General features: G+C 65.6%; 18 protein-coding genes and 2 pseudogenes. 11 read left to right on the top strand and 9 right to left on the bottom strand.

The annotated features are described in order from the left end of the window. Window positions 1–9: 9 nt before the first annotated feature. A complete protein-coding gene (locus WN73_RS35880; RefSeq protein WP_028172817.1) occupies window positions 10–873 on the bottom strand; it encodes a LysR family transcriptional regulator in 864 nt (287 codons plus the stop codon). Window positions 874–971: 98 nt separating this feature from the next. Here WN73_RS35880 and WN73_RS35875 point away from each other — a divergent pair, with 98 nt between their 5' ends. Further along, entirely contained in the window at window positions 972–1913 is a 942-nt protein-coding gene (locus WN73_RS35875) for a DMT family transporter (RefSeq protein ID WP_028172818.1), read from the top strand. Between the two features lie 12 nt (window positions 1914–1925). Continuing rightward, the gene (locus tag WN73_RS35870) at window positions 1926–2699 is read left to right on the top strand and encodes an MBL fold metallo-hydrolase (RefSeq protein ID WP_028172819.1); all 774 of its coding nucleotides are present in this window, start codon (window positions 1926–1928) and stop codon (window positions 2697–2699) included. A 115-nt stretch (window positions 2700–2814) separates the two neighbouring features. Here the strand turns inward: WN73_RS35870 and WN73_RS35865 are convergent, their stop codons facing one another. From WN73_RS35865 to WN73_RS35850, 4 genes are all read right to left on the bottom strand, one after another. After that, window positions 2815–3585 carry a TIGR02186 family protein gene (locus WN73_RS35865; protein ID WP_028172820.1) on the bottom strand — a complete coding sequence of 257 codons (771 nt, stop codon included), beginning with the start codon at window positions 3583–3585 and terminating at the stop codon, window positions 2815–2817. Continuing rightward, window positions 3582–4499: a sulfite exporter TauE/SafE family protein gene (locus WN73_RS35860; protein WP_028172821.1), complete on the bottom strand. Its 918-nt coding sequence runs from the start codon at window positions 4497–4499 to the stop codon at window positions 3582–3584. The genes WN73_RS35865 and WN73_RS35860 overlap by 4 nt, the downstream gene beginning before the upstream one ends. 313 nt (window positions 4500–4812) lie before the next feature. Then, window positions 4813–8256, bottom strand: coding sequence for a tetratricopeptide repeat protein (locus WN73_RS35855; RefSeq protein ID WP_271556937.1), 3444 nt, complete (start codon window positions 8254–8256; stop codon window positions 4813–4815). 372 nt (window positions 8257–8628) lie between these two features. Further along, window positions 8629–9219: a PadR family transcriptional regulator gene (locus WN73_RS35850; protein WP_271556935.1), complete on the bottom strand. Its 591-nt coding sequence runs from the start codon at window positions 9217–9219 to the stop codon at window positions 8629–8631. 200 nt (window positions 9220–9419) lie between these two features. Between WN73_RS35850 and WN73_RS35845 the strand changes: the two genes are divergently transcribed. The 6 genes and pseudogenes from WN73_RS35845 to WN73_RS35820 all read left to right on the top strand — a co-directional run. Then, the gene (locus WN73_RS35845; RefSeq protein ID WP_271556933.1) at window positions 9420–9803 is read left to right on the top strand and encodes a nuclear transport factor 2 family protein; all 384 of its coding nucleotides are present in this window, start codon (window positions 9420–9422) and stop codon (window positions 9801–9803) included. A 118-nt stretch (window positions 9804–9921) separates the two neighbouring features. Then, window positions 9922–11712, top strand: coding sequence for an acyl-CoA dehydrogenase C-terminal domain-containing protein (locus WN73_RS35840; RefSeq protein ID WP_271556931.1), 1791 nt, complete (start codon window positions 9922–9924; stop codon window positions 11710–11712). Between the two features lie 70 nt (window positions 11713–11782). Then, window positions 11783–12991 carry an acetyl-CoA C-acetyltransferase gene (locus WN73_RS35835; protein ID WP_011083978.1) on the top strand — a complete coding sequence of 403 codons (1209 nt, stop codon included), beginning with the start codon at window positions 11783–11785 and terminating at the stop codon, window positions 12989–12991. A gap of 20 nt (window positions 12992–13011) precedes the next feature. Further along, a complete protein-coding gene (locus WN73_RS35830; RefSeq protein WP_271556929.1) occupies window positions 13012–15225 on the top strand; it encodes an FAD-dependent oxidoreductase in 2214 nt (737 codons plus the stop codon). A 301-nt stretch (window positions 15226–15526) separates the two neighbouring features. After that, window positions 15527–15823 carry a hypothetical protein gene (locus WN73_RS35825; RefSeq protein WP_271556927.1) on the top strand — a complete coding sequence of 99 codons (297 nt, stop codon included), beginning with the start codon at window positions 15527–15529 and terminating at the stop codon, window positions 15821–15823. 67 nt (window positions 15824–15890) lie between these two features. Further along, window positions 15891–16331: pseudogene (locus WN73_RS35820) on the top strand (glutathione S-transferase family protein); the annotation flags it as partial. Window positions 16332–16583: 252 nt separating this feature from the next. On the opposite strand, the pseudogene WN73_RS35815 reads toward WN73_RS35820, so the two are convergent. Beyond that, window positions 16584–16757: pseudogene (locus WN73_RS35815) on the bottom strand (glutathione S-transferase N-terminal domain-containing protein); the annotation flags it as partial. A gap of 126 nt (window positions 16758–16883) precedes the next feature. Here WN73_RS35815 and WN73_RS35810 point away from each other — a divergent pair. From WN73_RS35810 to WN73_RS35800, 3 genes are all read left to right on the top strand, one after another. Beyond that, entirely contained in the window at window positions 16884–17381 is a 498-nt protein-coding gene (locus WN73_RS35810; RefSeq protein WP_011083982.1) for a MarR family winged helix-turn-helix transcriptional regulator, read from the top strand. Window positions 17382–17477: 96 nt separating this feature from the next. Further along, complete coding sequence (locus tag WN73_RS35805) at window positions 17478–18848, top strand: glutamate--cysteine ligase (protein ID WP_161533082.1); 1371 nt, start codon at window positions 17478–17480, stop codon at window positions 18846–18848. A gap of 113 nt (window positions 18849–18961) precedes the next feature. Beyond that, window positions 18962–19534 carry a PAN domain-containing protein gene (locus tag WN73_RS35800; protein ID WP_028173708.1) on the top strand — a complete coding sequence of 191 codons (573 nt, stop codon included), beginning with the start codon at window positions 18962–18964 and terminating at the stop codon, window positions 19532–19534. Between the two features lie 124 nt (window positions 19535–19658). Here the strand turns inward: WN73_RS35800 and WN73_RS35795 are convergent, their stop codons facing one another. The 3 genes from WN73_RS35795 to tldD are packed head-to-tail and all read right to left on the bottom strand — an operon-like array spanning window position 19659 to window position 22451. Further along, window positions 19659–20225, bottom strand: a complete 567-nt coding sequence (locus WN73_RS35795) for a nucleotidyltransferase family protein (protein WP_271556923.1) — start codon at window positions 20223–20225, stop codon at window positions 19659–19661. Between the two features lie 22 nt (window positions 20226–20247). Beyond that, window positions 20248–21027, bottom strand: coding sequence for a signal peptidase I (gene lepB, locus WN73_RS35790; RefSeq protein ID WP_011083986.1), 780 nt, complete (start codon window positions 21025–21027; stop codon window positions 20248–20250). Further along, window positions 21024–22451, bottom strand: coding sequence for a metalloprotease TldD (gene tldD, locus WN73_RS35785; RefSeq protein ID WP_271556921.1), 1428 nt, complete (start codon window positions 22449–22451; stop codon window positions 21024–21026). Before tldD ends, lepB begins: the two co-directional genes overlap by 4 nt. Window positions 22452–22466 lie beyond the last annotated feature (15 nt).

Genomic DNA, 22466 nt, shown 5'->3' with positions numbered 1-22466 from the left:
GCGTGGCGACTAGGCCGCCTTCGCCTGCACGTTATCGCAGAACTCCGCGAGTCGATCCGCGAGCCGCAGCGTTGCCGGGCTCGCATCCGGCGCAGCCATCAGCGCCACCTCGGTCTTGTTGATTGGCGCAAAGCCGTCCTTCGCGGTCAGCACGCGATGATCGGCCTGGATCGACATTTCGGACAGGATGCTCAGCCCCATGCCGGCGGCGACCGCGGCCTGGATGCCGGCGAGGCTCGATGACGTGTAGGCCATGTGCCAGGTGCGGCCCGCACTCTCCAGCGCGTGGATGGCGCCGGCGCGATAGAGGCAGCCCAGCGGAAAGCCGATCAGCGGCACCGACGGCGCGCCCGCGTCGATCGGATGGCTCTTGCTGGTGACCCAGTGCACCCGCTCCGGCCACACCGCGATCGCGCCCTTCTCGCCGGCCTCGCGCTTGTAAAGCGCCAGATCAAGCTCGCCGCGTTCGAGATCGCGGGCGAGGTTCTTGCTCTGGTCGGCGCGGACGTCGAGCCGCAGGCCGGGATGCGAGCGCGAGAACGTCGCCAGCAATTTCGCCAGGCGATAGGCCGCAAAATCCTCGGGAATGCCGAGCCGGATCGCGCCTTCGCTGTCGGGCTGGCTCAGCACGTCGCGCGCTTCTTCTGCAAGCGAGAGCAGCCGCCGGGCGTAGGACAGCAACCGCTCGCCGGCTTCGGTGGGACGCACGTCCTTGCCGTCGCGGTGCAGGAGCACCTGGCCGACATCCTCCTCCAGCCGCTTGATCTGCTGGCTTACGGTCGATTGCGTGCGGTGGACGCGCTCGCCGGCGCGGGTGAAGCCGCCGGCCTCGACCACCGAGACGAAGCTGCGCAGAAGCTCGAGATCGAGCATGGGCGCCTCCATTCGAAAATCCACTGATTGGAAGTTAATCATTTAATTTCCAAATGGCAAGCGGCCTCCCTAGATCGAGGGCTCAGGAGAATGCCCTCATGTCGCTCGCTCCCTCGATTCCCGTTCCCCGCAGCCGCTTCAACACGCTGCCGCTCGCCATCGGCCTGTTCTGCCTGCTCTGGAGCTATGCCTTCGTCGCCGGCAAGATCGGCGTCACCCATTGCCCGCCGCTGATCTTGCTCGCCGCGCGCTTCTCGCTCGCCGGCATTTTGATCCTCGGTGCGACGCTGATCCGCGGCGACAGCTGGTCCTTGTCCTGGCGCGATGCCGCGATCTTCGCTGTGCTCGGCATCGCCAACAACGCGCTCTATCTCGGGCTCGGCTACACCGGCCTGCAATCGGTCTCCGCCGGGCTCGGCGGCCTGATCGTGTCGGCCAATCCGGTGTTCACCGCGGCGCTCGCTGCATTGTTGCTCGGCGAAGGCATGACCTGGCGCAAGGCGGGCGGTCTCCTGCTCGGCGTCATCGGCGTGACGGCAATCGTCTGGCATCGCCTGTCGGTCGGCACCGATTCATGGCACGGCATCGTCTTCACGCTGGCCTCGCTCGCCTCCATCGTCCTCGGCACGATCCTGTTCAAGCTGCTCGCGCCGAAGGGAAGCCTGTGGATCGGCAACGGCGTGCAGAATCTCGCCGCCGGCATCGTCCTGACGCCGGTCGCGCTCACCTTCGCCGACGTCCACGCGATCGATGTCACCCCAAGCCTGATCGGCGCCTTCGCCTTCCTCGTGCTCGGCGGCTCCATCCTCGCCTACTGGCTCTGGTTTCATCTCCTGAAAGTGTGTGGCGCCACCGCTGCCAGCGCCTATCATTTCCTGATGCCGCCGCTCGGCATGCTGTTCGCCTTCCTCGTGCTCGGCGAGCATGTCGAGGCCCGCGACCTGCTCGGCATCATCCCGGTCGCACTCGGCATCTATCTGGTGACCCGGCCGGCCAAGTCGCCTTCGTCAAAGCCGCTTCCGTCAAAGGCCGCATCGTAAGGAAGGTTCATCATGCCCATCTCCATCACCCTGATCGGCGGCCCGACCGCGCTGATCGAGATCGACGGCTTCCGTCTCCTCACCGACCCGACCTTCGATGCGCCAGGCGCGTACCAGCTGCCGCATGTGAAGCTGGAGAAGACGATCGGGCCCGCGTTGACAGCCGATATGATCGGTCCGGTCGATGCGGTCCTGCTCAGCCACGACCAGCATTCGGACAATCTCGACAATTCCGGTCGCGAGTTTCTCAAACATGCGAAGCGCGTGCTGACGACAGAGGCCGGAGCCAAGCGCCTCGGCGGCCATGCCGAAGGCCTTGCGCCCTGGGCGACCTCGCATGTGAAGGATCGTGACGGCAATTCTCTGACGATCACCGCGACGCCGGCGCGTCACGGTCCTGCCGGCATCGAGCCGCTGTCGGGTGATGTCATCGGCTTCGTGGTGTCCTCAAACCGCAAGGACACAAGCGCGGTCTATATCAGCGGCGACACCACCTGGTTCGACGGCGTCGCCGAGGTCGCGCGCCGATTCAAATGCGGCGTGGTGCTGCCGTTCGCGGGCGCTGCGCAGACGCGCGGGCCGTTCCATCTCACCATGGACACCAACGACACCATCGAGACCGCACGGGCCTTTCCCGATGCGATGATCGTGCCGCTGCATACCGAAGGCTGGGCGCATTTCCGCCAGAACAGCGAGGACCTGCGCAAGACGTTCGATGTGCTCGGTTTCGGGACGCGATTGCGATTGCTGGAGCCGGGCGTGCCGACGGTGGTGGAAGCGCCGTGATGGAGGTCGTCATTCCGGGGCGACGCGAAGCGTCGAGCCCGGAATCCATCGCGCCGCCTACTCCGCCGATCGATGGATTCCGGGTTCGCGCTACGCGCGCCCCGGAATGTGAGTCTCAATCCTTCCTGAACACGATCGACGCCATCCAGCCCGTCATCAGCGCCATGGCCGCGGTGGCGAGGCCGTAGATCAGGCCGTTCTGTCGCGCGGTCGTTGCGACGAACTGTTCGAAACCGACCTTGACGATCTCGAAGGCGGTTTCGGTCCTGCCGATGAATGCGCCGCCCGCAAACAGCTTGATCTCGACCTCGTAGGTCCCGATCGGCACCTCGGCCGGCAGCGGAATGCCGGTGCGGAACAGCGTCGGTGTCAGGAACGTCACGGCGCTCGCATCCTCGCGATAGAGGCCGCGCTGGGTGCGCAGGCGGATGAAGGCGGAGCGGAATGCGTCGTTCGGCACCACGTCGGCATAATCGCCGCTGACGCGCTGGGTCAGCCGCACGTTGTTCAGCCCGATCTGCTGCCGCCGTGCGATGTCGGGCGAGGTGATGACGTCGAACGGACGGTTGGCGAACAGCGCCAGATAGCTCGGCACCTGCAGGAATTGCCGGTAGTCGGTGTTGATCCAGATGCCGAAGGTGCGCTCCTTGCGCCGTGTCACCATGTCGGCGTGCGGGCCCATCACGGTGACCACGAGGTCGTAAGCCGTGCGGTCCGCGGGCGTCGTGGCGTCCTTCTCGACCGAGCCGAACAGCACCAGCTCCTCGCCGGAATAATTCGGCGTCACCGTGACGCGGTGGTTGGAGACCGACACGATCAGCCGCTCGGCCCGCACGGCGCTGCCGAGCAGCAGGACGAGAACGATTGCGAGCAGCGCGCGAATCATCCGCTCACTCCGAGCTCACGGATGGTGAAGAGATCCTCCGGCCGGATCACCAGCTCGATCGCAAAGCGGACGCCGACCGAGAGGATCAAGAGGCCCAGCAGCAAACGAAGCTGCTCGCCGCGGATCTTCTGGCCGGCACGTGCGCCGAACTGCGCGCCGGTGACGCCGCCGACCATCAGGATCAGCGCCAGGACGGCATCGACGAGGTGGTTGGTCACCGCATGCAGCATGGTTGCGAACAGCATGGTGACCAGGGTCAGGACCATCGACGTCCCGATCACCGTCGAGGTCGGCACTCGCAGCAGGTAGATCATGATCGGCACCAGGATGAAGCCGCCGCCGATGCCCATGATGGCGCCGATAAAGCCGATCATGGTGCCGACGATCAAGACGGGGATCACCGAGAGATAGATCTTCGAGCGCTTGAACCGCATCTTCAGCGGCAGGCCATGGATCCAGTTGTGCGTGCGCCGCGGCGGCACCGTGCCGCGCCGCGTCCGCATCAGGGCGCGCAGGCCTTCGGAGAACATCAGGCTGCCGACGGTGGTGAGCAGCACGACGTAGGACAGCGCGATCATCAGATCGAGCTGGCCGAGCGCGCGGAGCTGCGTGAAGGTCCACACCCCCAATGCTGTGCCGGTCACGCCGCCGCAGAGCAGCACGCTCGCCAGCGCCGGATCGATCGCGCGCCGCCGCCAGTAGGAGATCGCGCCGGAAAAGGAGGACGCCGCGATGTGGCTCGCGACCGAGGCGACCGCGACCGCCGGCGTGATGCCGATGAAGATCAGCAGCGGCGTCATCAGGAAGCCGCCGCCGATCCCGAACATGCCGGAGACGAAGCCGACCGCAGCGCCCATCGCCAGCACCAGGAAGACGTTGACCGGAAGATCGGCGATCGGAAGGTAGAGCTGCATTGAACCACGCACCGGCCAGACGGATCGATTGCCGCGTCTCTCAATAGCGGAATTCGCTGTCGAGCGGATCAGGAATTTTGGGCGTGGTGAATGATGGCGAGGAGAGTGTGAACTAGGCTCGATCGTTGCGACAACAAAGGTGCGCTCCCTCCCCCGCTTGCGGGGGAGGGGTGGGGAGAGGGTGTCTCCGCAGTGCGACTCCCCAAGAGGATAAAGCCCTCACCCGGCGCTCTTGCGAGCGCCGACCTCTCCCGCAAGCGGGAGAGGTGCACCGAGCCCGTGGCCCGCTTGGTTCAATCTAATGCTATGCGGCTCAGTGCGCCGCTGACGCCGACCGCTTCGTCGCGACCGGCTTCGGCGCGGGCTTGGCGTTCGCCTGCGGCGCGCTGTCCCAGCCGCCGTTCGGGGCTGGGACGTTGACGGCATCGTCGGGCTGCGGTTCGGCGCTGAAAGTCTGGATCGCGAGCTTGGCGGCGGCGAGCGATTGCGGATCGAGGCGCTTGGCGACGTCGTCGCGCTTGCCGGCGGCGTCCGCATCGCCCTGGGCGGCTGCCAGGCTGAACCATTTGTAGGACTCGGCGAGGTTCTGCTCGACGCCGATGCCGCGGGCATAGAGGATGCCGAGATTGAACTGGCTGTCGGCGACGCCGCGGTCGGCCGCTTTCCTGAACCACTGCGCCGCGCTCTTGTAATTGGCGCCGCGTCCGCCGCCGTCGGCATCGAGCACAGCGAGATTGTGCATCGCCTTGGCGTTGCCGCGCTCGGCGGCCTGCGTGTAGTAGCGGCGGGCGATGTCGGCGTCCTTCTTCACCCCGAGGCCCTTTTCGTAGAGCGTGCCGAGGCGGAAGGTTGCGGGCATCACGCCGGCCTGCGCCGCGCGGTCGTACCATTTCGCAGCTTCGTCGTAGTTTGCAGCGACGCCCTTGCCTTCGGCAAAGCGCACGGCGATCTCGTAGGCGGCAGTGGCATCGCCCTTCATCGCGGCGGTGCGCAAGCCTGGGCCGCCGATAGCGTCGGGCAGTTTCTCGCTCGGCGGCACCTGGACGAGGCCGAGTCGCGCGCGGCTGGCCCCCGACAGCGCGCCGGTGACGTCGCTGGCGGCAGGCGGCACGGCCGCCGGAGCGGGCGGGATTTCAACCGAGGCCGAGCCGCCGGAATTGGGAGTGGAAGCCGGCGCGGCATTGTTCTGGGATTGCCGTCCGATCGGCGTCGGCGAGGTCATCGAGGGCGTGACCTGCTCGGGTATGGCGGGCTTGGTCTCGACCGGAGGCGGCGAAGCCTGCGGCGCGGGCTGGCTCACCGAATTCTCCATCGCCTGCGGCGCCGGCGGCGCGCTGCCGCCATCGAGCAGGTTCATCGCCATCTTGAAGGTGCCGAGCACGATCACGACCACGCTCGCGCCGACCAGCAGCGAGCGGATCTTCGAGGTGATGGTCGAGGCGCCTTCCTGGCCCTTGTCCTTGGCGCGGGCGATTGCGGCCTTGGCGCCACGGGCCGGCTTCTCGGGCGGCTGCGCGGCGGCGGCCTGGGCGGCGCGGCGCGCGGCCGCGATGAAGCTCGACGACGACACCGGCTCCTTCGGAGCAGTGGGAATTCCGCTGATCGCGCTCTCGGAGGCGGCAATGCGCTCGGACGGCGTGGCGACGCGTCCGCCCGGCCGCGTGCCCGGCTCGAGCGGATGGTCCGGCGGCAATTCCGGCGCCAACGCGGCGCGGGCGGGCGCCGTATGCGGCTCCAGGATTTCACTGATCGCGCGCGGCGGCAAGGGTGGTGCGGCTTGCGGTGCCGTCGGCGCCATCGGGACCGGCGGCGGAGCGGCAGGTGCCGCGGCGGCGTGGAATTCGCGCGGCGCGGCCACGAAGGCGGAATGCGCCGGCTGCTGCATGGCGGCCGGATTCGGCAGCTCAGGCTTCGGATCGTATTTCGGCTGCTGTGCTTGCTGCCGAGGTTCGCGCGCCATCGGCGCGGGCTCCGCGGGCGCAGCCATCGGCATCGGCATCGGCTGCGGCGCAGGGGCCGGCGGCGCGGTGCGCACCGCGCGCAGATCGCCCTCGATCATCGAGAGGCGATCGACGACGTGGCCGAGCGCGCTGTGAACGGCTTCGAGCGAGTCCTGGGTGCTGCGGTTGGTTTCGGCCTGGCTGAAGCGAATGTCGGAGAGCTCGCGCTTGACGAGATCGACCATGCCGGAATCGGGGGACGGCGCCGAACTGCGGCTCTCGGCGAGCGCGGAATAGGTCGCCTGCTGCCGTTCGAGATGGCGCAGGATGTCGTGCAGCCCGTCCTCGACGCGGCTGAGATTGGTGTTGCGCGGATCGGAGGCAGCTTCGATCCGCTCTAGCAGATAGGAGACGCGCTGTTCGAGATGCGCAAAGGTCGAGGCCGAATCGCTGCCGACCTGCATGCGGTCGAAACGATCCGACAGCGCACGGATTGCGGCCTCGAGGTGCTCGGTGCTCTCGGCGGGCTGAGGTCGCTCGCGCGTCTCCAGCGCGGCGGTGAGTGCCGCGATGCGCTGCTCGAGCACGGCAAAGCTGTCGCCCGGGCCGGACGAGCGGGTGATCTGGTCGACCTTGGACGACAACAGCTGCACGTCCTCGGACAGCCGTGCCAGCGCTTCGTTGGAGGCGACGTTGGAGACGATGCCGCGCAGCGCCGAGATCGCGCCTTCGAGCTGGCGCACCGTGGACGGATCGTCATTGGCGCGCAGGATCAGATCGAGCTTGGCGCCGAGATTGCGGATCGCCTCGTCATAGCCGGTGAGCTGCTCGGCCGGCGTCAGCGTGCGCAGCACCTGCTTGATGTCGGACAGCGCGTGCTCGATGCCTGACAGAACCTGGCCGTCGGTGCCGGACGAGCGGGTCTCGTCGATGCGACGGTGCAGCGAACGGATTTCGTTTTCGATCGATTCGATCGCGCGGCGCGGCATCGCCTCGGTGATGGCGTGGCGGATCTCCGCGAGCTCGCTGCGGAAAGCGTTGATCGCCTGCTCGGTATTGTCGGGGCGCTGGAGCGACTCGATCTGGCTCGTGATCTTGAGCAGATGGCGCTCGAGCGACGAGAAATCCGGCCCCGGCTGCGGTGGCGGCGGAGCGTAGGCGGGCGCGGGCGGCGCCATCGGCGCGGCGAAAGGAGCTGCCGCGGGCGCAATCGACGGCGCGGCGCGCGGCGGCATCTGCCTGGGCGCAAAGCCGTCGAGCTCGCTCTGCCGCGCCGTGATCTCGGCAACGGCAACGTCGAACGACGCGGGGCTCAGCGGCGGCGAACTGCGATAGACCTGTGCGGCCGCGCGCTCGACCGCATCGGCCTGGCGCTGGCGCGTCTCGGCGGGTGCGGGCCGCGGAGCCTGAGGCGGCTGCGGTTGCAGCTGCTGCGGCTTTGAGATTTGCGACAGGCGCGCATCGAGCCGCGAGATCGCGTCGTTGAGCTGGCGTGCGACGCCCTGCTCGCGCGAGACCTCTTGTCGTGAAGAGTCCTGGCGAGGGGTGGGCTTCGAAATCCGTTCGATCTGCTGGGTGATCGCGTCGAGCCGCTGGTGGATGTCGGCGACTTCGCGGCTTTCCGGACTCGGTACCTGGTTCGGCATGTGTTGCGGACGCTGCTCGTAAGGTCCGCGAAAGTTTGGCGGGGCAGTTTCGCCGAGCGTGGAGTTCAGCCAATCGTTGAGTGACATGCCGGCTCTGCGCGCAGCAGCTTCGGCCCGCTCCCGGACGGAGGGATCGATGCCGTCAACACTCCACGATACGCGCGAATTCATGACTCTGTCCGGTTCCGACTTCGGCGCCCCACCCGGCGACTCCAGCCTTCCCACGCGTGCCGGTTGCAAAGACAATCGGATTTGGCGCGGGTCGTCTGCCTCGAAAACCGACTTTTGTCTGTTACGGTAAATAACGGGTTAAGGAACGCGGGCCCGGTGTCTTAAAGTTGGGCGGCGGGAACCCAATGAACTGAACCTCAGCTTTCGCCGCGTAGTCGGAGCGCTCCCTCCCCCGCCTGCGGGGGAGGGCCGGGGAGAGGGTGCTTCCGCAATCGAGGATCCCCAAGAGGAGAAGGCCCTCACCCGCGCCTTCGGCGCGACCTCTCCCGCAAGCGGGAGAGGTGACGGGCACCGCCGAGGCCGATCTAGCCCTCAGCCCTTCCCCTCGCGCTTGCCGTCCTCCAGCGGCACCACCGTGCCCTTGCCGCTCATCGTCGACAGCGCCCCGAGTGTCTCTTCGCAAAAGTCGGCCACCATCTGCTCGTGGCGGGCGCCGAGGCGGAGCAGGAGCAGGTTGCCGAGATCGAGCCGGCCCTCCGCCGTGCCGTCCGGAAATCGCTTTTTCAGAATCCGCTCGTAGTTGGCGTGGCGGTCGCGGTGGTGCTCCAGCCGGGCCATCAGGTCGGTGCGAAGCGGTTCGATATCGATGCTGTCGAGCGCATGCAGCCGCACCAGCAGATCGTCCTTGGTCGAGGCTGGAGTGCTTGGCCGCGCGGCCCAGTGCCGCAGCGCTGTTCTCCCCTCGGGGGTGAGCGTATAAACCAGCTTGTTGGGCTTGCCTGTCTGCACGACCTCGCGGCCCTGGATGTAGCCGCGGTCGCGCAGCTTGGAGAGCTCGCGATAGATCTGCTGATGGTCGGCCTTCCAGAAGAAGCCGATCGAGGAATCGAACGTCTTGGCCAGCTCGTAGCCCGTCATCGGACGTTCCGTCAGGCATGCGAGGATTGCGTCGCCCAGTGCCATGACACCGGCCTCCCTTCTTCGACCTTGACCAACCAGCTTGACTTTATGCGCATCTGCGCATATGCGTCAATGTGCATATGAGGCAACTTCGGAGCGGGCCAAAGACCCGCCCCGAAGATCAAGCAAAATCAACCTCTTCGCTACTGTGCATGGGGTTGTTTTCGCGTTTTTTGCCCTGGCCTTTAGGGAGGCGCCCGAGAATGACCGGCCTCGATTCCTGGTACGGCTACATGAAGTCCCATGACCGCAAGGCGCTCTGGGACCTGCTCCATCCCGATGCCGTGTTCGAAAGCCCTGTGGTGCATTCGCCCCAGCGCGGCCGCGACATCACCTTCAAATATCTGTCGAGCGCCGAGAAGGTCCTCGGCGGTCCCGGCTTCACCTATGTCGGCGAGTGGACGAGCGCCAATGGCGCCGTCCTCGAGTTCAAGAACGTCATCGACGGCATCGAGATCAACGGCGTCGACATCATCACTTTCGATCCCGAGGGGCGCATCACGCATTTCAAGGTGATGGTGCGTCCGCTCAAGGCGATCAACATGCTGCACCGCCTGATGGCGGAGCAGCTTGCCGCCCCATCATGACCCTGCCCTGAGGTTGCAGAAGCAGCTAAGCTTGCTGGCAAAGGCTGCGCCGCAGGAATCACGCGAACATCGTCACTTCAAGCCCCAATGACTTCAAGGTACCTGCCGGGAGACCATCATGCCGATCTATAAAGCCCCCGTCGAAGACGTGAATTTCCTGCTCAACGACGTCTTCCAGATCGATCGTTACGACAATCTGCCCGGCTTCTCCGATGCGTCCAGCGACGTGCGCGAGGCGATCCTGGGCGAAGCCGCCAAGCTCGCCGAAGAGGTGCTTCAACCGCTCAACCGCGTCGGCGATCTCGAAGGCTGCAAGCGCGCCGATGACGGCAGTGTCACCACGCCGAAGGGCTTCAAGGACGCGTTCAAGCAGGTTGTCGAGGGCGGCTGGCTTGGCCTGTCGGCTCCGACCGAGTTCGGCGGGCAGGGCCTGCCGGTGACGCTCTCCCAGGCGGTCAACGAATTCCAGATCTCCGCCAACATGGCGTTCTCGATGTATGGCGGCCTCACCATGGGGGCGACCGCAGCCCTGATCGTGCACGGCAGCCCCGAGCAGAAGAAGACCTATGTGCCGAAGATGGTGGCGGGCGAATGGACCGGCACCATGAACCTGACCGAGCCGCATTGCGGCACCGATCTCGGCATGCTCCGCACCAAGGCGGTGCGCCAGCCCGACGGCAGCTTCAAGATCACGGGCACCAAGATCTTCATCTCCGCTGGTGAGCACGACCTTGCCGACAACATCATCCACCTCGTGCTCGCCCGCATTGAGGGCGCGCCTAGCGGCATCAAGGGCGTGTCGCTGTTCGTGGTGCCGAAATTCCTGGTGAATGCCGACGGTTCGGTCGGCGCCCGCAACGGCGTGGTCTGCGGCTCGATCGAGCACAAGATGGGCATCCACGGCAATTCCACCTGCGTGATGAACTACGACAGCGCCACCGGCTGGCTGATCGGCGAAGAGAACAAGGGCATGCAGGGCATGTTCGTGATGATGAACGAGGCCCGCCTCGGCGTCGCCGTGCAGGGTCTCGCGCAGTCCGAGGTCGCCTATCAGAACGCCGTCGCCTATGCCCGCGAGCGCATCCAGGGCCGTTCCCTGACCGGCACCAAGGCGCCGGACAAGCCGGCCGATCCGATCATCGTGCATCCCGACGTGCGCCGCACGCTGCTCTCGATCCGCGCCTTCAACGAGGCCGCGCGCGCCTTCGTGATGTGGACCGCGCTGAAGAGCGACGTTGCTCACCGGTCGGAGGATGCCAAGGACCGTCAGGCCGCCGACGACCATATGGGCCTGATGACGCCGGTGCTGAAGGGCTTCCTCACCGACTACGGCTTCGCCAACGCGGTGCAGGCGCAGCAGATGTATGGTGGCCACGGCTACATCGCCGAGCAGGGCATGGAGCAGTTCGTGCGCGATGCGCGTATTGCGATGATCTATGAAGGCGCCAACGGCATCCAGGCGCTCGACCTCGTCGGCCGCAAGCTGCCGCGCGACGGCGGCCGCGCCATCATGGCCTTCTTCGGCGAGGTCATGGCCTTCGCCAAGGAGAACGGCGGCGACGAGGCGCTAAAACCCTTCATCACCCCGCTCTCGGCTTCGCTCGGCCACCTCCAGCAGGCCACCACCTGGCTGATGCAGAACGCGATGATGAAGCCGGACAATGCGGGTGCTGCCGCAACCGATTACCTGCATCTCTTCGGCTTCGTCGCGCTCGGCTACATGTGGGCGAAGATGGCCAAGGTGACCAATGCCAAGATTGCCGAGAGCGGGGCGACGCCCTATCTCTCGACCAAGCTCGTCACCGGCCGCTTCTTCATGGAGCGGATGTTGCCGGAGACCGCGGCCAATCTCGCGCGCATCCAGTCGGGCTGCGCCACCATCATGGAACTGCCGGCAGAAGCGTTCTGAGCATTTTCGCTTCACCAATAATGCCGATCGCGTCGCGGTCGTAACCAATAGCTGCAATCAGGAGGCTCCCATGGCAGATGCCTACATCTACGACCACGTCCGAACCCCGCGCGGCCGCGGCAAGGCGGACGGCGCGCTGCACGAAGTGACCGCGCTGGCGCTCGCCGCGGTGCCGTTGAAGGCGCTGAAGGACCGCAACAACCTGCCGGAGGATTGCGTCGACGACGTCGTGCTCGGCGTGGTCGATCCCGTCGGTGAAGCAGGCAGCGACATCGCGCGTTTCGCCGCGCTGAAGGCGGGCCTCGGCGAAGCCGTGCCAGGCGTGCAGATCAGCCGCTTCTGCGCCTCCGGTCTGGATGCCGTGAACTTTGCGGCCGCGCAGGTGATGAGCGGTCAGCATGAGCTCGTCATCGGCGGCGGCGCCGAATCGATGAGCCGCGTCGGCATCGGCGCCTCCGGCGGCGCCTGGCCGATGGATCCCTCGATGGCGGTGCCCGCCTATTTCATGCCGCAGGGCGTCTCGGCCGATCTGATCGCGACGAAGTACGGCTTCTCGCGTGACGACGTCGACGCTTACGCCGTGCAGAGCCAGCAGCGCGCCGGCAAGGCCTGGGACGAAGGCCGCTTCAACAAGTCGGTCGTGCCGGTGAAGGACATCAACGGCCTCACCATCCTCGCCAAGGACGAGCACATGCGTCCCTCGACGACGATGCAGTCGCTGGCGCAGCTTCAGCCGGCGTTCACGATGATGGCGCAGATGGGCGGCTTCGACGGCGTCGCGGTGCAGTCGCACCCCGAAATCGAGCGCGTCAATTACGTGCACCACGCCGGCAACTCGTCGGGCATCGTCGACGGCGCCGGCGCCGTGCTGCTCGGCAGCAAGGACGCGGGCAGCAAATACGGCCTGAAGCCGCGCGCAAAAATCCGCGCGTTTGCGAACATCGGCTCCGAGCCCGCGATGATGCTGACCGGTCCGGTCGACGTCACCGAGAAGCTGTTCGCGCGCTCCGGCATGAAGAAGTCGGACATCGATTTGTTTGAGCTCAACGAGGCCTTCGCCTCGGTCGTGCTGCGCTACATCCAGGCCTTCGATATCGACAACGCCAAGATCAACGTCAACGGCGGCGCGATCGCGCTCGGCCATCCGCTCGGCGCGACCGGTGCGATGATCCTCGGCACCGTGCTCGACGAGCTCGAGCGCACCAACAAGTCCACCGCGCTGGTGACGCTGTGCATCGGCGGCGGCATGGGCACCGCGACCATCATCGAGCGCGTCTAAGGCGAAGGGGAGCAACCAACATGGCTTACAAGAATTTCAAGGTTGAAACCGACGCCGACGGCATCGCGCTCGTCACCTGGGACATCCCGGGCCGTTCGATGAACGTGCTCGACGAAACCTCGACCAGCGAGCTCGATGCGATCGTCAAGGCGACCACGGCTGACGCTGCGGTGAAGGGCGTCGTCATCACCTCGGCCAAGGAGGCGTTCTGCGCCGGCGCCGATCTGTCGATGCTCGAGGGCATGAACCAGGCCTACGCCAAGGTCTTCAGGGAGCAGGGCGAGACCGCCGCGAACCAGATGCTGTTCGAGCAGAGCCGGCGCTTCTCGCAGGTGCTGCGCTCGATCGAGACCTCCGGCAAGCCGTGGGCGGCCGCGATCAACGGCCTCGCGCTCGGCGGCGGTTTCGAGATCACGCTGTGCTGCCACTATCGTGTGGCAGCGGAAAATCCCAAGACGCGCCTCGGCCTGCCCGAGGTCAAGGTCGGCCTGTTCCCCGGCGCCGGAGGCACGCAGCGCGTGCCGCGCCTGGTGCCGCCGCAGGATGCGATGACCATTCTGCTCAAGGGCGATCCGGTCACGGTCGAGAAGGCCAAGGCACTCAATCTGATCCACGCCATCGTTCCGGCCGCTGATCTTATCAAGGCCGCGAAAGACTGGATCAAGGGCGGCGGTAAGGCCGTCGCGCCCTGGGACGAGAAGGGCTTCAAGCTGCCCGGCGGTCCGGTGTTCTCCAAGGCCGGCATGATGATGTTCCCGGCCGGCAACGCGATCTATCGCCGCGAGACCTACGACAACTATCCGGCCGCGCGCGCGATCATGAGCTGCGTCTATGAAGGCCTGCAGCTGCCGATCGACGCCGCGTTGCGGGTCGAGTCGCGCTACTTCACCTCGGTGCTGCGCTCCAAGGAAGCAGCCGCGATGATCCGCAGCCTGTTCCTGTCGATGCAGGAGCTCAACAAGGGCGCGCGTCGTCCGAAGGACGTGCCCGCAACCAAGGTGAAGAAGATCGCCGTGATCGGCGCCGGCTTCATGGGCGCGAGCGTCGGCTACGTCTCCGCGCGTGCCGGCCTCGACGTCGTCCTGATCGATCGCGACCAGGACAGCGCCGACAAGGGCAAGGCGCATGCGCAGAAGGTGATCGAGGAGCAGATCAAGAAGGGCCGCGCCAAGCCCAATGATGCCGAAGCGCTGCTCGCGCGCATCACGCCGACCGCGGACTATTCCACGCTCAAGGACGTCGACCTCGTCATCGAGGCCGTGTTCGAGGACCGCAAGGTCAAGGCGGAGACGTTCGCCAAGGCGCAGGAATATCTGAAGCCGGACGTGATCTTCGCGTCGAACACCTCGACGCTGCCGATCACCTCGCTCGCGGAAGCCTTCAAGGACCAGGGCAAGTTCGTCGGCATCCATTTCTTCTCGCCGGTCGAGAAGATGATGCTGGTCGAGATCATCCTCGGCAAGAACACCGGCGATGTCGCGCTTGCGACCGCGCTCGACTATGTCCGGCAGATCGGCAAGACGCCGATCGTGGTCAACGACAGCCGTGGCTTCTTCGCCAACCGTTGCGTCGGCCGCTACGTCGCCGAAGGCAACGAGATGTTCCTGGAAGGCGTGCCGCCGGCGATGATCGAGAACTGCGCCAAGATGGCCGGCATGCCGGTCGGCCCGCTCTCGCTGTCGGACGAAGTGGCGCTCGACCTCGGCCTCAAGATCATGAAGGCGACCGAAGCCGATCTCGGTCCGAACGCCATCAACCCCGATCAGAAGAAGCTGATGGTGGAGATGGTCGAGAAGCAGGGCCGACTCGGCCGCAAGAACAGCAAGGGCTTCTACGACTATCCCGAGAAGGGCAAGGGTCAGAAGAGCCTGTGGCCGGGCCTCTCGGCGCTCCAGCCGAAGCAGCTCGACCCCGACACGCTCGACGTCGAGGAACTGAAGCAGCGCTTCCTGGTGGTGCAGGCGGTGGAAGCCGCGCGCACGGTGGAGGACCACGTCATCACCGATCCGCGCGAAGCGGATGTCGGCTCGATCCTCGGCTTCGGCTTCGCGCCGTTCACCGGCGGCACGCTGTCCTACATCGACTTCATGGGCACGAAGAAGTTCGTCGAGCTCTGCCACAAGCTGGAAGCGAAATACGGCTCGCGCTTCACGCCGCCGAAGCTCCTTGAGGAGATGGCGGCGAAGGGCGAAACCTTCTACGGCCGCTTCGCGCCGAAGAAGGCGGCGGCCTGATCACCCAAGGCCATTTGAGAACAAAGGCCGGATCGTCGATCCGGCCTTTTTGTTTGGGGAGACGTCATCACGGTTGCGTCAGGAGGTTCCCGGTCTGTGGAACCGGTCACAGAATTCGCGTAGGAACCGTGCCAGAGTCCCCGCTGCCGCGGTGTCGCGCAATTGTCATAGGCGCGCCAAAGCGGCGCCGTTCTTTTGCTCGGCCCTGGCACTAGTCTTGCTGCGGGTCAGGGTCACGAACCCGGTTGGGACGCTTGCCGATCCATCGGCGAGTTGAAGAGAAAATAAGAAAGTGTCCTTGATGAACTCCTTGGTGCTGCGGAAGACCGCGCTTGGCCGCGATCTCACCGCGAAATACACTGTTGCGCCCGCGAATGGTCGCCTGTCGCCGCAACAAAAGCCGGCGCGCCTGCGCCGCAAGGGCCCGGTGCTTTGGGCAGCCTTGGCGTTACTTGTGCTCGCGGTGGATTTTCTGCTCGCCTGTCTCGCCTGGCTCGCCGCAGACGGCAAGACAGATGGCAATGACGATCACGCCCGCCATCATCCCGAATTCGTAAGCGCGCAGAATTATCGCCGAGAACACTGCGATCAACGGTGAGATCACAACCAGCGCCCAGATCTTGAAAACGCAACCTGTCGCGATTCCCACCAACGCACTTGCGACGAGCGGTGAGATCGTGACCGAAGGCCCGGTGATTGTCCAGATGATCGCCGACCAGGCTTCTGCCAAGGCGCTGGCGCCGGCCCACGGCAGCGCCGAGCGCTACAAGCTGCTCGAATGGCTGAACTTCCTCACCTCGGAGGTGCACAAGAGCTTCGGCCCGATGTTCGCGCCGGCGCTGAACGACGAGGCCAAGGCGTTCTTCAAGGACCGCGTCATGGGCAAGCTGAAATACATCGACAGCCAGCTCGCCGGCCGCGACTACCTGATGGGCAAGCAGTTCACGGTTGCCGACGGCTATCTCTTCACGATGCTGACCTGGGCCGACCGGATGAAGTTTGATCTTTCGGCGATGCCCAACCTCACCGCCTACAAGACCCGCGTCGCGGCACGGCCGCAGGTGCAGGAGGCGCTGAGGAAGGAAGGCCTCGCGCAGGCAAAGTAAGCGCTCGCAAGACGCAGGCAGCGAAAGGCCGGACCGACGATTCGGCCTTTCTTTTTATGCTGCCGGGCGGCGCGGTAGCGACCCCATTGCGCCGGATCATCGTACCTTAGTTTGACTTATGAACTACTGTTCGCCAAACGTAAGTAGTGCTGTCTTGTCAGCACTCGCAAAGCGGGCGAGCTTGGCTGAATTGTTTGAAGATTTTTTGGGCTCTCATCGGAGTTGAACTTGACGATTGCCTTCGTCCTGATCGTCGAGCCCCAGCGCAGGGACCTGCCCCTTGGGGTTCAGCTTCAGATAATCCTCACCATTTTCGAGCTTCTTGGCCCGGATATCGACCTTGACCAGCTCGTAGGGCAGGCCGGCTTCGAGGAGTGCGATGTGGGGGGACAGGGAGCAGGCGCCGGGCGAGTAATAGAGTTTCATGGAATTTCCTCCTCTTGTTGCTTGGCTTGGGCGAATGAACGCCTACATGCAGCTGCATGCAATAGTCAAGATTGATGCAGGTGCATCGAGTAGGGTAAGAGACGGGCGACGAGTTTGAGCGGGACCATGAAACGCAAGCCATCGACCGAGGCAACCGCCGCCTGGATCCGCCTGATGCGGGTGCAGAGCCGCGTGCTCGACTGCGTCGAGCAGGACCTGAAGAAGGCGGGGTTCCCGCCGCTGGCCTGGTATGACGCACTGCTCGAACTGTCCCGCGCGCCCTCCGGCGAGTTGCGGCCGGTGGAACTCGAACGGCAGATGCTGATCCCGCAATACTCCACCTCGCGCCTGATCGACCGCCTGGTCGATGAGGGCCTTGCCTCGCGGCGCGAATGCAAGATCGACAAGCGCGGACAGTTCGTCGAGATCACGGAAGCCGGCCGCGAGTTGCAGAAGCGGATGTGGAGTGCCTATTCCGCTGCGATCGAGAAATATGTCGGCTCGAAGCTGTCCGATGCCGATGCCGTCAAGCTCAGCGGCCTGCTCGACCGGCTGGGCTGCTCGTGCGGCGAGATGAAGCTTCCGCCCGTCGCCAACGTCAACGAAAGCACGCCGCCGCGATGATCGCGCGGCAAACCAGCACGTCCGCGCGCCCGTCGGTTCGCGGACCATCCCTGTCACCCGCGCATTCGGTCGAAGCGCTTTTGATTAGAGTTTGATATGGCGCGAGACCAGATCGATATGACGCCGTTGCAATCGCGCGACGAGCTCGTTGCGTGGTTCGAGGAAGGCTGCAAGGACCCGTCCGAATTCCGTATGGGCACCGAGCACGAGAAGACGCCTTTCACGCTCGAAGGGCACCGGCCGGTGCCTTACGAAGGCGCACGCGGCATCGGCGCGCTGCTCGAGGGCATGAAGCTCCTGCTCGGCTGGGAGCCGATCATGGAGAAGGGCAACATCATCGGCCTCTATGACGTCACCGGCGGCGGCGCGATCTCGCTCGAGCCGGGCGGACAGTTCGAGCTTTCCGGCGCGCCGGTCGAAAACGTGCACCAGACCCAGAGCGAGCTGATGGCGCATCTGGCGCAGGTGCGCGAGATCGCAGCGCCGCTCGGCATCGGCTTCCTCGGGCTCGGCATGACGCCATCCTGGTCGCGCGCCGACATCCCGGTGATGCCCAAGGGCCGCTACAAGATCATGACCAACTACATGCCGAAGGTCGGCCAGTACGGCCTCGACATGATGTACCGGACCTGCACGGTGCAGACCAATCTCGACTTCTCCTCCGAAGCCGACATGGTCAAGAAGCTGCGTGTGTCGCTCGCGCTCCAGCCGGTCGCAACCGCGCTGTTCGCAAATTCGCCGTTCACTGAAGGCAAGCCGAACGGCTTCCTCTCCTTCCGCTCCGAGATCTGGCGCGACACGGACAATGCGCGCGCGGGCATGATGCCCTGGGCGTTCGAGGACGGCATGGGCTTCGAGCGCTATGTCGATTACGCGCTCGACGTGCCCATGTATTTCGTCAAGCGCGGCGAAGACTACATCGACGTCTCGGGCTCCTCGTTCCGCGCCTTCTTCGACGGCCGCAACAACAATCTTCCCGGCGAGCGGCCGACATTGTCGGACTGGGCCAACCATCTCTCGACGATCTTCCCGGAAGTGCGGCTGAAGCGCTATCTCGAGATGCGCGGCTCCGACGGCGGACCGTGGGGCCGTCTGCCGGCGCTGCCGGCGTTCTGGGTCGGGCTGCTCTATGACGATGTGTCGCTCGATGCCGCCTGGGACATGGTGAAGCACTGGAGCGCGCATGAGCGCCAGGCCCTGCGCGACGACGTGCCGCGCTTCGGCTTCAAGGCGCGGATCAAGGACCGCTATCTGTTCGAGATCGCCAAGGAATGCCTCGTTCTGGCACATGCCGGCCTGCGCCGGCGCGGCCGGATCGACCAGCTCGGCCGCGACGAAACGCGGCATTTGGAGCCGCTCGACCGCATTATCGATTCCGGCCGCACGCCGGCCGAGGAAATGCTCGAGAAGTTCAACGGCCCCTGGAAGGGCTCCGTGGAACCGGCCTACGCGGAGTACGCGTTCTAGACCAACAGGCCAACGACCGGGACTTAAGCCGTTCATCGCCCATACAGGTTTGCGGCGATCAAATGACCGGCTGAAAAAACCTGAGCGTCGTCAATAACTCGAAAGCTGTTCTGATGGGGAAGGGCCGCCTGTCCGTCATGGCAAGGGTCTTGGCAAGCGTCGTGGCATGCGCCGCGCTGCTCTCGCTCGTGCTTGCGAGCTGGCCTGCGCGCGCCCAGACGGCATTCGACCGGCCCGGCGGTGACTATTTCAGCACGCCGGTCACATCGGGCGACCCCGAGGATTGCGCGCTGCTGTGCGAACGCGACCGCCGTTGCCGCTCGTGGAGCTTCAGCTATCCCGACATCGACGGCGCCGCGGCGGTGTGCTGGCTCAAGAACACGGTGCCGCCGCGTGTGCCGGGCAATTGCTGCATCTCCGGTGTGCGCGGCGCCGGCGTGATCGAGCCGCGCGTCGAAGGCGTGGAGACCTCGATCGACCGCCCCGGTGGCGACCTGCGCAATTTTGAACTCAAGGACGGCGAAGGCGAGGAGGCGTGCAAGGCCGCCTGCACCGCCGACAACAAATGCCGCGCCTTCACCTATGCCCGTCCCGGCTACACCGGCCGCGAAGCGCGGTGCTTCCTGAAAAAGGAAATCAAGCCGCCGCGCCGCAAGGCGGGGTTCACGTCGGGCGTGGTGCGGTAGGATTTAGCTAACGTCGAATACACGGTCGTCATGCCCGGGCTTGTCCCGGGCATCCACGTCGTTTCTCCATCGCGGCTGCGCGTGGATGGCCGGGTCAAGCCCGGCCATGACGTGGCGAGGCATCTCACTCCGCCGCAATGACCGTGAGCTCCGGCCACAGCGCCTTCCATCGCGCGGCCTTCGCCGCGTAATTGGCAATGGAAAAATTCTGTGCCCGATTGGGCCGCACGATCAATCGCGCGACGTCGTCGAACCCGTGCGGCGCATAGACGTCGAAGCTCCCGCCCGCAGGTTGGATACCGAGCTGGGTATTCTCCGTCAGGAAGCGGTCGATGCCGTCGGTTGAACGCGTCAACGGCGGATAGGGCAGGCCGTGCTTGTCGGGGTACCACAGATGCACGCGCGCCTGATTGCGGATCTCGACCTTGACGCCGAGATGCGCCAGCCGTGCCTGCAGCTTGCGGATCACCGCGTCTTCCGCCTCCCACGACGTATCGGGATCGAAATAGAACACGTCGTAGTCGGCGATGCCGTGATCGACGGCGCGGCCCGTGAGCACGTTCCACACCGTCTGCACCAGGCAACCTGCGACCAGCCACGCATCCGGAGGGGCGAGCCGCGCGAGTTCGTCGATGATCGTAACGTTGACGGGATTTCTCAGCGCGAGCGCGAGGAATTCGTCGCGGTTCATCGTGAGGTGAGGAGACTTCCGGTCAATGCACCGCTGTGAAGAACCGCGCGAGGCGGAAACCGGACAGCCAGGTCCACACCGGCTGGCCGCGCATGCCGAGGTCCCAGGAGCCGAGCACGGCATCCGCGCGTCCGACCAGATTGTCGATCGGCAGCAGACCGACGCCGCCGGAGCGCAGCGGCACGCGGCTGTCGGCGGAGTTGTCTCTGTTATCGCCGAGCACGAAGAGATGTCCGGCCGGCACCGTCACCTCCGGCGTGTTGTCGAGCGGGCCGTTGTCGCGCATCTTGAAGATCAGGTGCGAGACGCCGTTCGGCAATGTCTCGACATAGCGGTAGGCAGGCTCGCTGCCGCCATTGTCGTCCTCGGCGGCGCCGATGCCGTCGGGCTTGAGCTCGGCGGGCCGGTCGTTGATGAAGAGCTGGCCCTGCCGCATCTGGATGCGGTCGCCGGGCAGACCCACCACGCGCTTGACCCAGGCCTGCGAGCGATCGCCGGGCCAGCGGAACACCACGACGTCGCCTTGCTTCGGCGTCTCCGCGAACACGCGGCCGCTCTCGGGCAGGTTGATCTGGATCGGCAGCGAGGAGGTGCCGTAGCCGTAGGGGAATTTCGAGGCGAGCAGGGCGTCGCCGATCAGCAGCGTCGGCTCCATCGAGCCCGACGGCACGTAGAATGGCTCGGCGAGCGCGCCCTTGGCGATGAACACCGCGGCGACGATGCCGGCGAGTTGCACCAGTTGCCCGCCCCAGCCGCTGCTCTTCCGCTTGGTGGTGGTCGCAGTCATCTTCTCAACACTCATGCGCCTGTTCCACCCACCGTAATGCGTTCCATCAGAAGCGACGGCTGGCCGACGCCAACCGGCACGCCCTGGCCGTTCTTGCCGCAGGTGCCGATGCCGGTATCGAGCGCGAGATCGTTGCCGATCATGCGGATGCGATGCAGGTCGGTCGGCCCGTTGCCGATCAGCATGGCGCCCTTCAGCGGGGCGCCGATCTTGCCGTTCTCGATCTTGTAGGCCTCGGTGCACTGAAACACGTATTTGCCCGAGGTGATGTCGACCTGGCCGCCGCCGAAATTCGCGGCGAAGACGCCGTTCTTCACCGACGCCAGGATCTCGGCCGGATCGCGATCGCCCGCGAGCATGTAGGTGTTGGTCATGCGCGGCATCGGCACATGGGCATAGCCCTGGCGGCGGCCGTTGCCGGTCGGCTTCATGTTCATCAGCCGCGCGTTCTGGCGGTCCTGCATGTAGCCGACCAGGATGCCGTCCTCGATCAGCACGGTGCGATTGGTCGGCGTGCCCTCGTCGTCGATCGAGAGCGAGCCGCGGCGCGAGGCAATAGTGCCGTCGTCGACCACGGTGACGCCCTTGGCCGCGACCTGCTGGCCCATCAGGCCGGCAAAGGCCGAGGTCCTCTTGCGGTTGAAGTCGCCTTCGAGCCCGTGCCCGACCGCTTCATGCAGCATCACGCCGGGCCAGCCTGCGCCAAGCACGACGTCCATCTCGCCGGCGGGGGCGGGAATTGATTCCAGATTGACCAGCGCCTCGCGCAGCGCGCCGTCGGCGGCGTCGCGCCAGTTCTTGCTCTCGATGAATTCGGCATAGCCGGCGCGGCCGCCATAGCCCTTGCTGCCGCTCTCCTGGCGGTCGCCCTGGCCGGCGACGACGGAGATGTTGACGCGCACCAGCGGGCGGATGTCGCGATAGCTCTCGCCGTCGGGCCGCAGGATTTCGACCACCTGCCAGGTCGCGCCCAGGCTGACGCTGACCTGCCGCACCCGCGGATCCTTGTCGCGCAGATAGGCGTCGATCTCGGCGAGCAGCTTGACCTTGGTCTCGAAGCCCGGCGCATCGAGCGGATTGTCGTCGCCATAGAGGCGCACATTGGTATGCGGGGGAGGGGCCGAAAAGCTGCCGGAGTAGCCGCCGCGCACGGCCGCCACCGCGTCGGCGGCGCGAATCAGCGCCGGCAGCGACACGTCGGAGGAGTGGGCGTAGCCGACCGCGTCGTCCTTGACGGCGCGCAGGCCAAAACCCTGGGAGGTGTCGTAGGTCGCCTGCTTCAGCCGCCCATTGTCGAACATCAGCGCTTCGGTCTGGCTGTACTCCAGGAACAGCTCGCCGTCGTCGGCGCCGGCAAGCCCGCGCGCGACCTCGTGGCGAACCTGGTCGCGGTCGAGATTGGCGCGGTCGAGCAGGGAGGTTGTGGCGGGATTGGTCATGTGTCCGTCCATTAT

The sequence above is a fragment of the Bradyrhizobium sp. CCBAU 45394 genome (genome assembly GCF_028128655.1).
Taxonomy (GTDB): Bacteria; Pseudomonadota; Alphaproteobacteria; order Rhizobiales; family Xanthobacteraceae; genus Bradyrhizobium; species Bradyrhizobium diazoefficiens.
Note: the sequence above shows the minus strand (reverse complement) of the source record. Positions and strands in the feature narration are given on the sequence as shown.

Coding starts and splice junctions, on each gene's coding strand:
- WN73_RS35840 (WP_271556931.1), top strand. CDS start 9,922: ATGCCGATCTATAAAGCCCCCGTCGAAGACGTGAATTTCCTGCTCAAC.
- WN73_RS35880 (WP_028172817.1), bottom strand. CDS start 873: ATGCTCGATCTCGAGCTTCTGCGCAGCTTCGTCTCGGTGGTCGAGGCC.
- WN73_RS35845 (WP_271556933.1), top strand. CDS start 9,420: ATGACCGGCCTCGATTCCTGGTACGGCTACATGAAGTCCCATGACCGC.
- WN73_RS35850 (WP_271556935.1), bottom strand. CDS start 9,219: ATGGCACTGGGCGACGCAATCCTCGCATGCCTGACGGAACGTCCGATG.
- WN73_RS35870 (WP_028172819.1), top strand. CDS start 1,926: ATGCCCATCTCCATCACCCTGATCGGCGGCCCGACCGCGCTGATCGAG.
- WN73_RS35805 (WP_161533082.1), top strand. CDS start 17,478: ATGGCGCGAGACCAGATCGATATGACGCCGTTGCAATCGCGCGACGAG.
- WN73_RS35825 (WP_271556927.1), top strand. CDS start 15,527: ATGAACTCCTTGGTGCTGCGGAAGACCGCGCTTGGCCGCGATCTCACC.
- WN73_RS35810 (WP_011083982.1), top strand. CDS start 16,884: ATGAAACGCAAGCCATCGACCGAGGCAACCGCCGCCTGGATCCGCCTG.
- WN73_RS35795 (WP_271556923.1), bottom strand. CDS start 20,225: ATGAACCGCGACGAATTCCTCGCGCTCGCGCTGAGAAATCCCGTCAAC.
- WN73_RS35865 (WP_028172820.1), bottom strand. CDS start 3,585: ATGATTCGCGCGCTGCTCGCAATCGTTCTCGTCCTGCTGCTCGGCAGC.
- tldD (WP_271556921.1), bottom strand. CDS start 22,451: ATGACCAATCCCGCCACAACCTCCCTGCTCGACCGCGCCAATCTCGAC.
- lepB (WP_011083986.1), bottom strand. CDS start 21,027: ATGAGTGTTGAGAAGATGACTGCGACCACCACCAAGCGGAAGAGCAGC.
- WN73_RS35830 (WP_271556929.1), top strand. CDS start 13,012: ATGGCTTACAAGAATTTCAAGGTTGAAACCGACGCCGACGGCATCGCG.
- WN73_RS35835 (WP_011083978.1), top strand. CDS start 11,783: ATGGCAGATGCCTACATCTACGACCACGTCCGAACCCCGCGCGGCCGC.
- WN73_RS35860 (WP_028172821.1), bottom strand. CDS start 4,499: ATGCAGCTCTACCTTCCGATCGCCGATCTTCCGGTCAACGTCTTCCTG.
- WN73_RS35875 (WP_028172818.1), top strand. CDS start 972: ATGTCGCTCGCTCCCTCGATTCCCGTTCCCCGCAGCCGCTTCAACACG.
- WN73_RS35855 (WP_271556937.1), bottom strand. CDS start 8,256: ATGAATTCGCGCGTATCGTGGAGTGTTGACGGCATCGATCCCTCCGTC.
- WN73_RS35800 (WP_028173708.1), top strand. CDS start 18,962: ATGGGGAAGGGCCGCCTGTCCGTCATGGCAAGGGTCTTGGCAAGCGTC.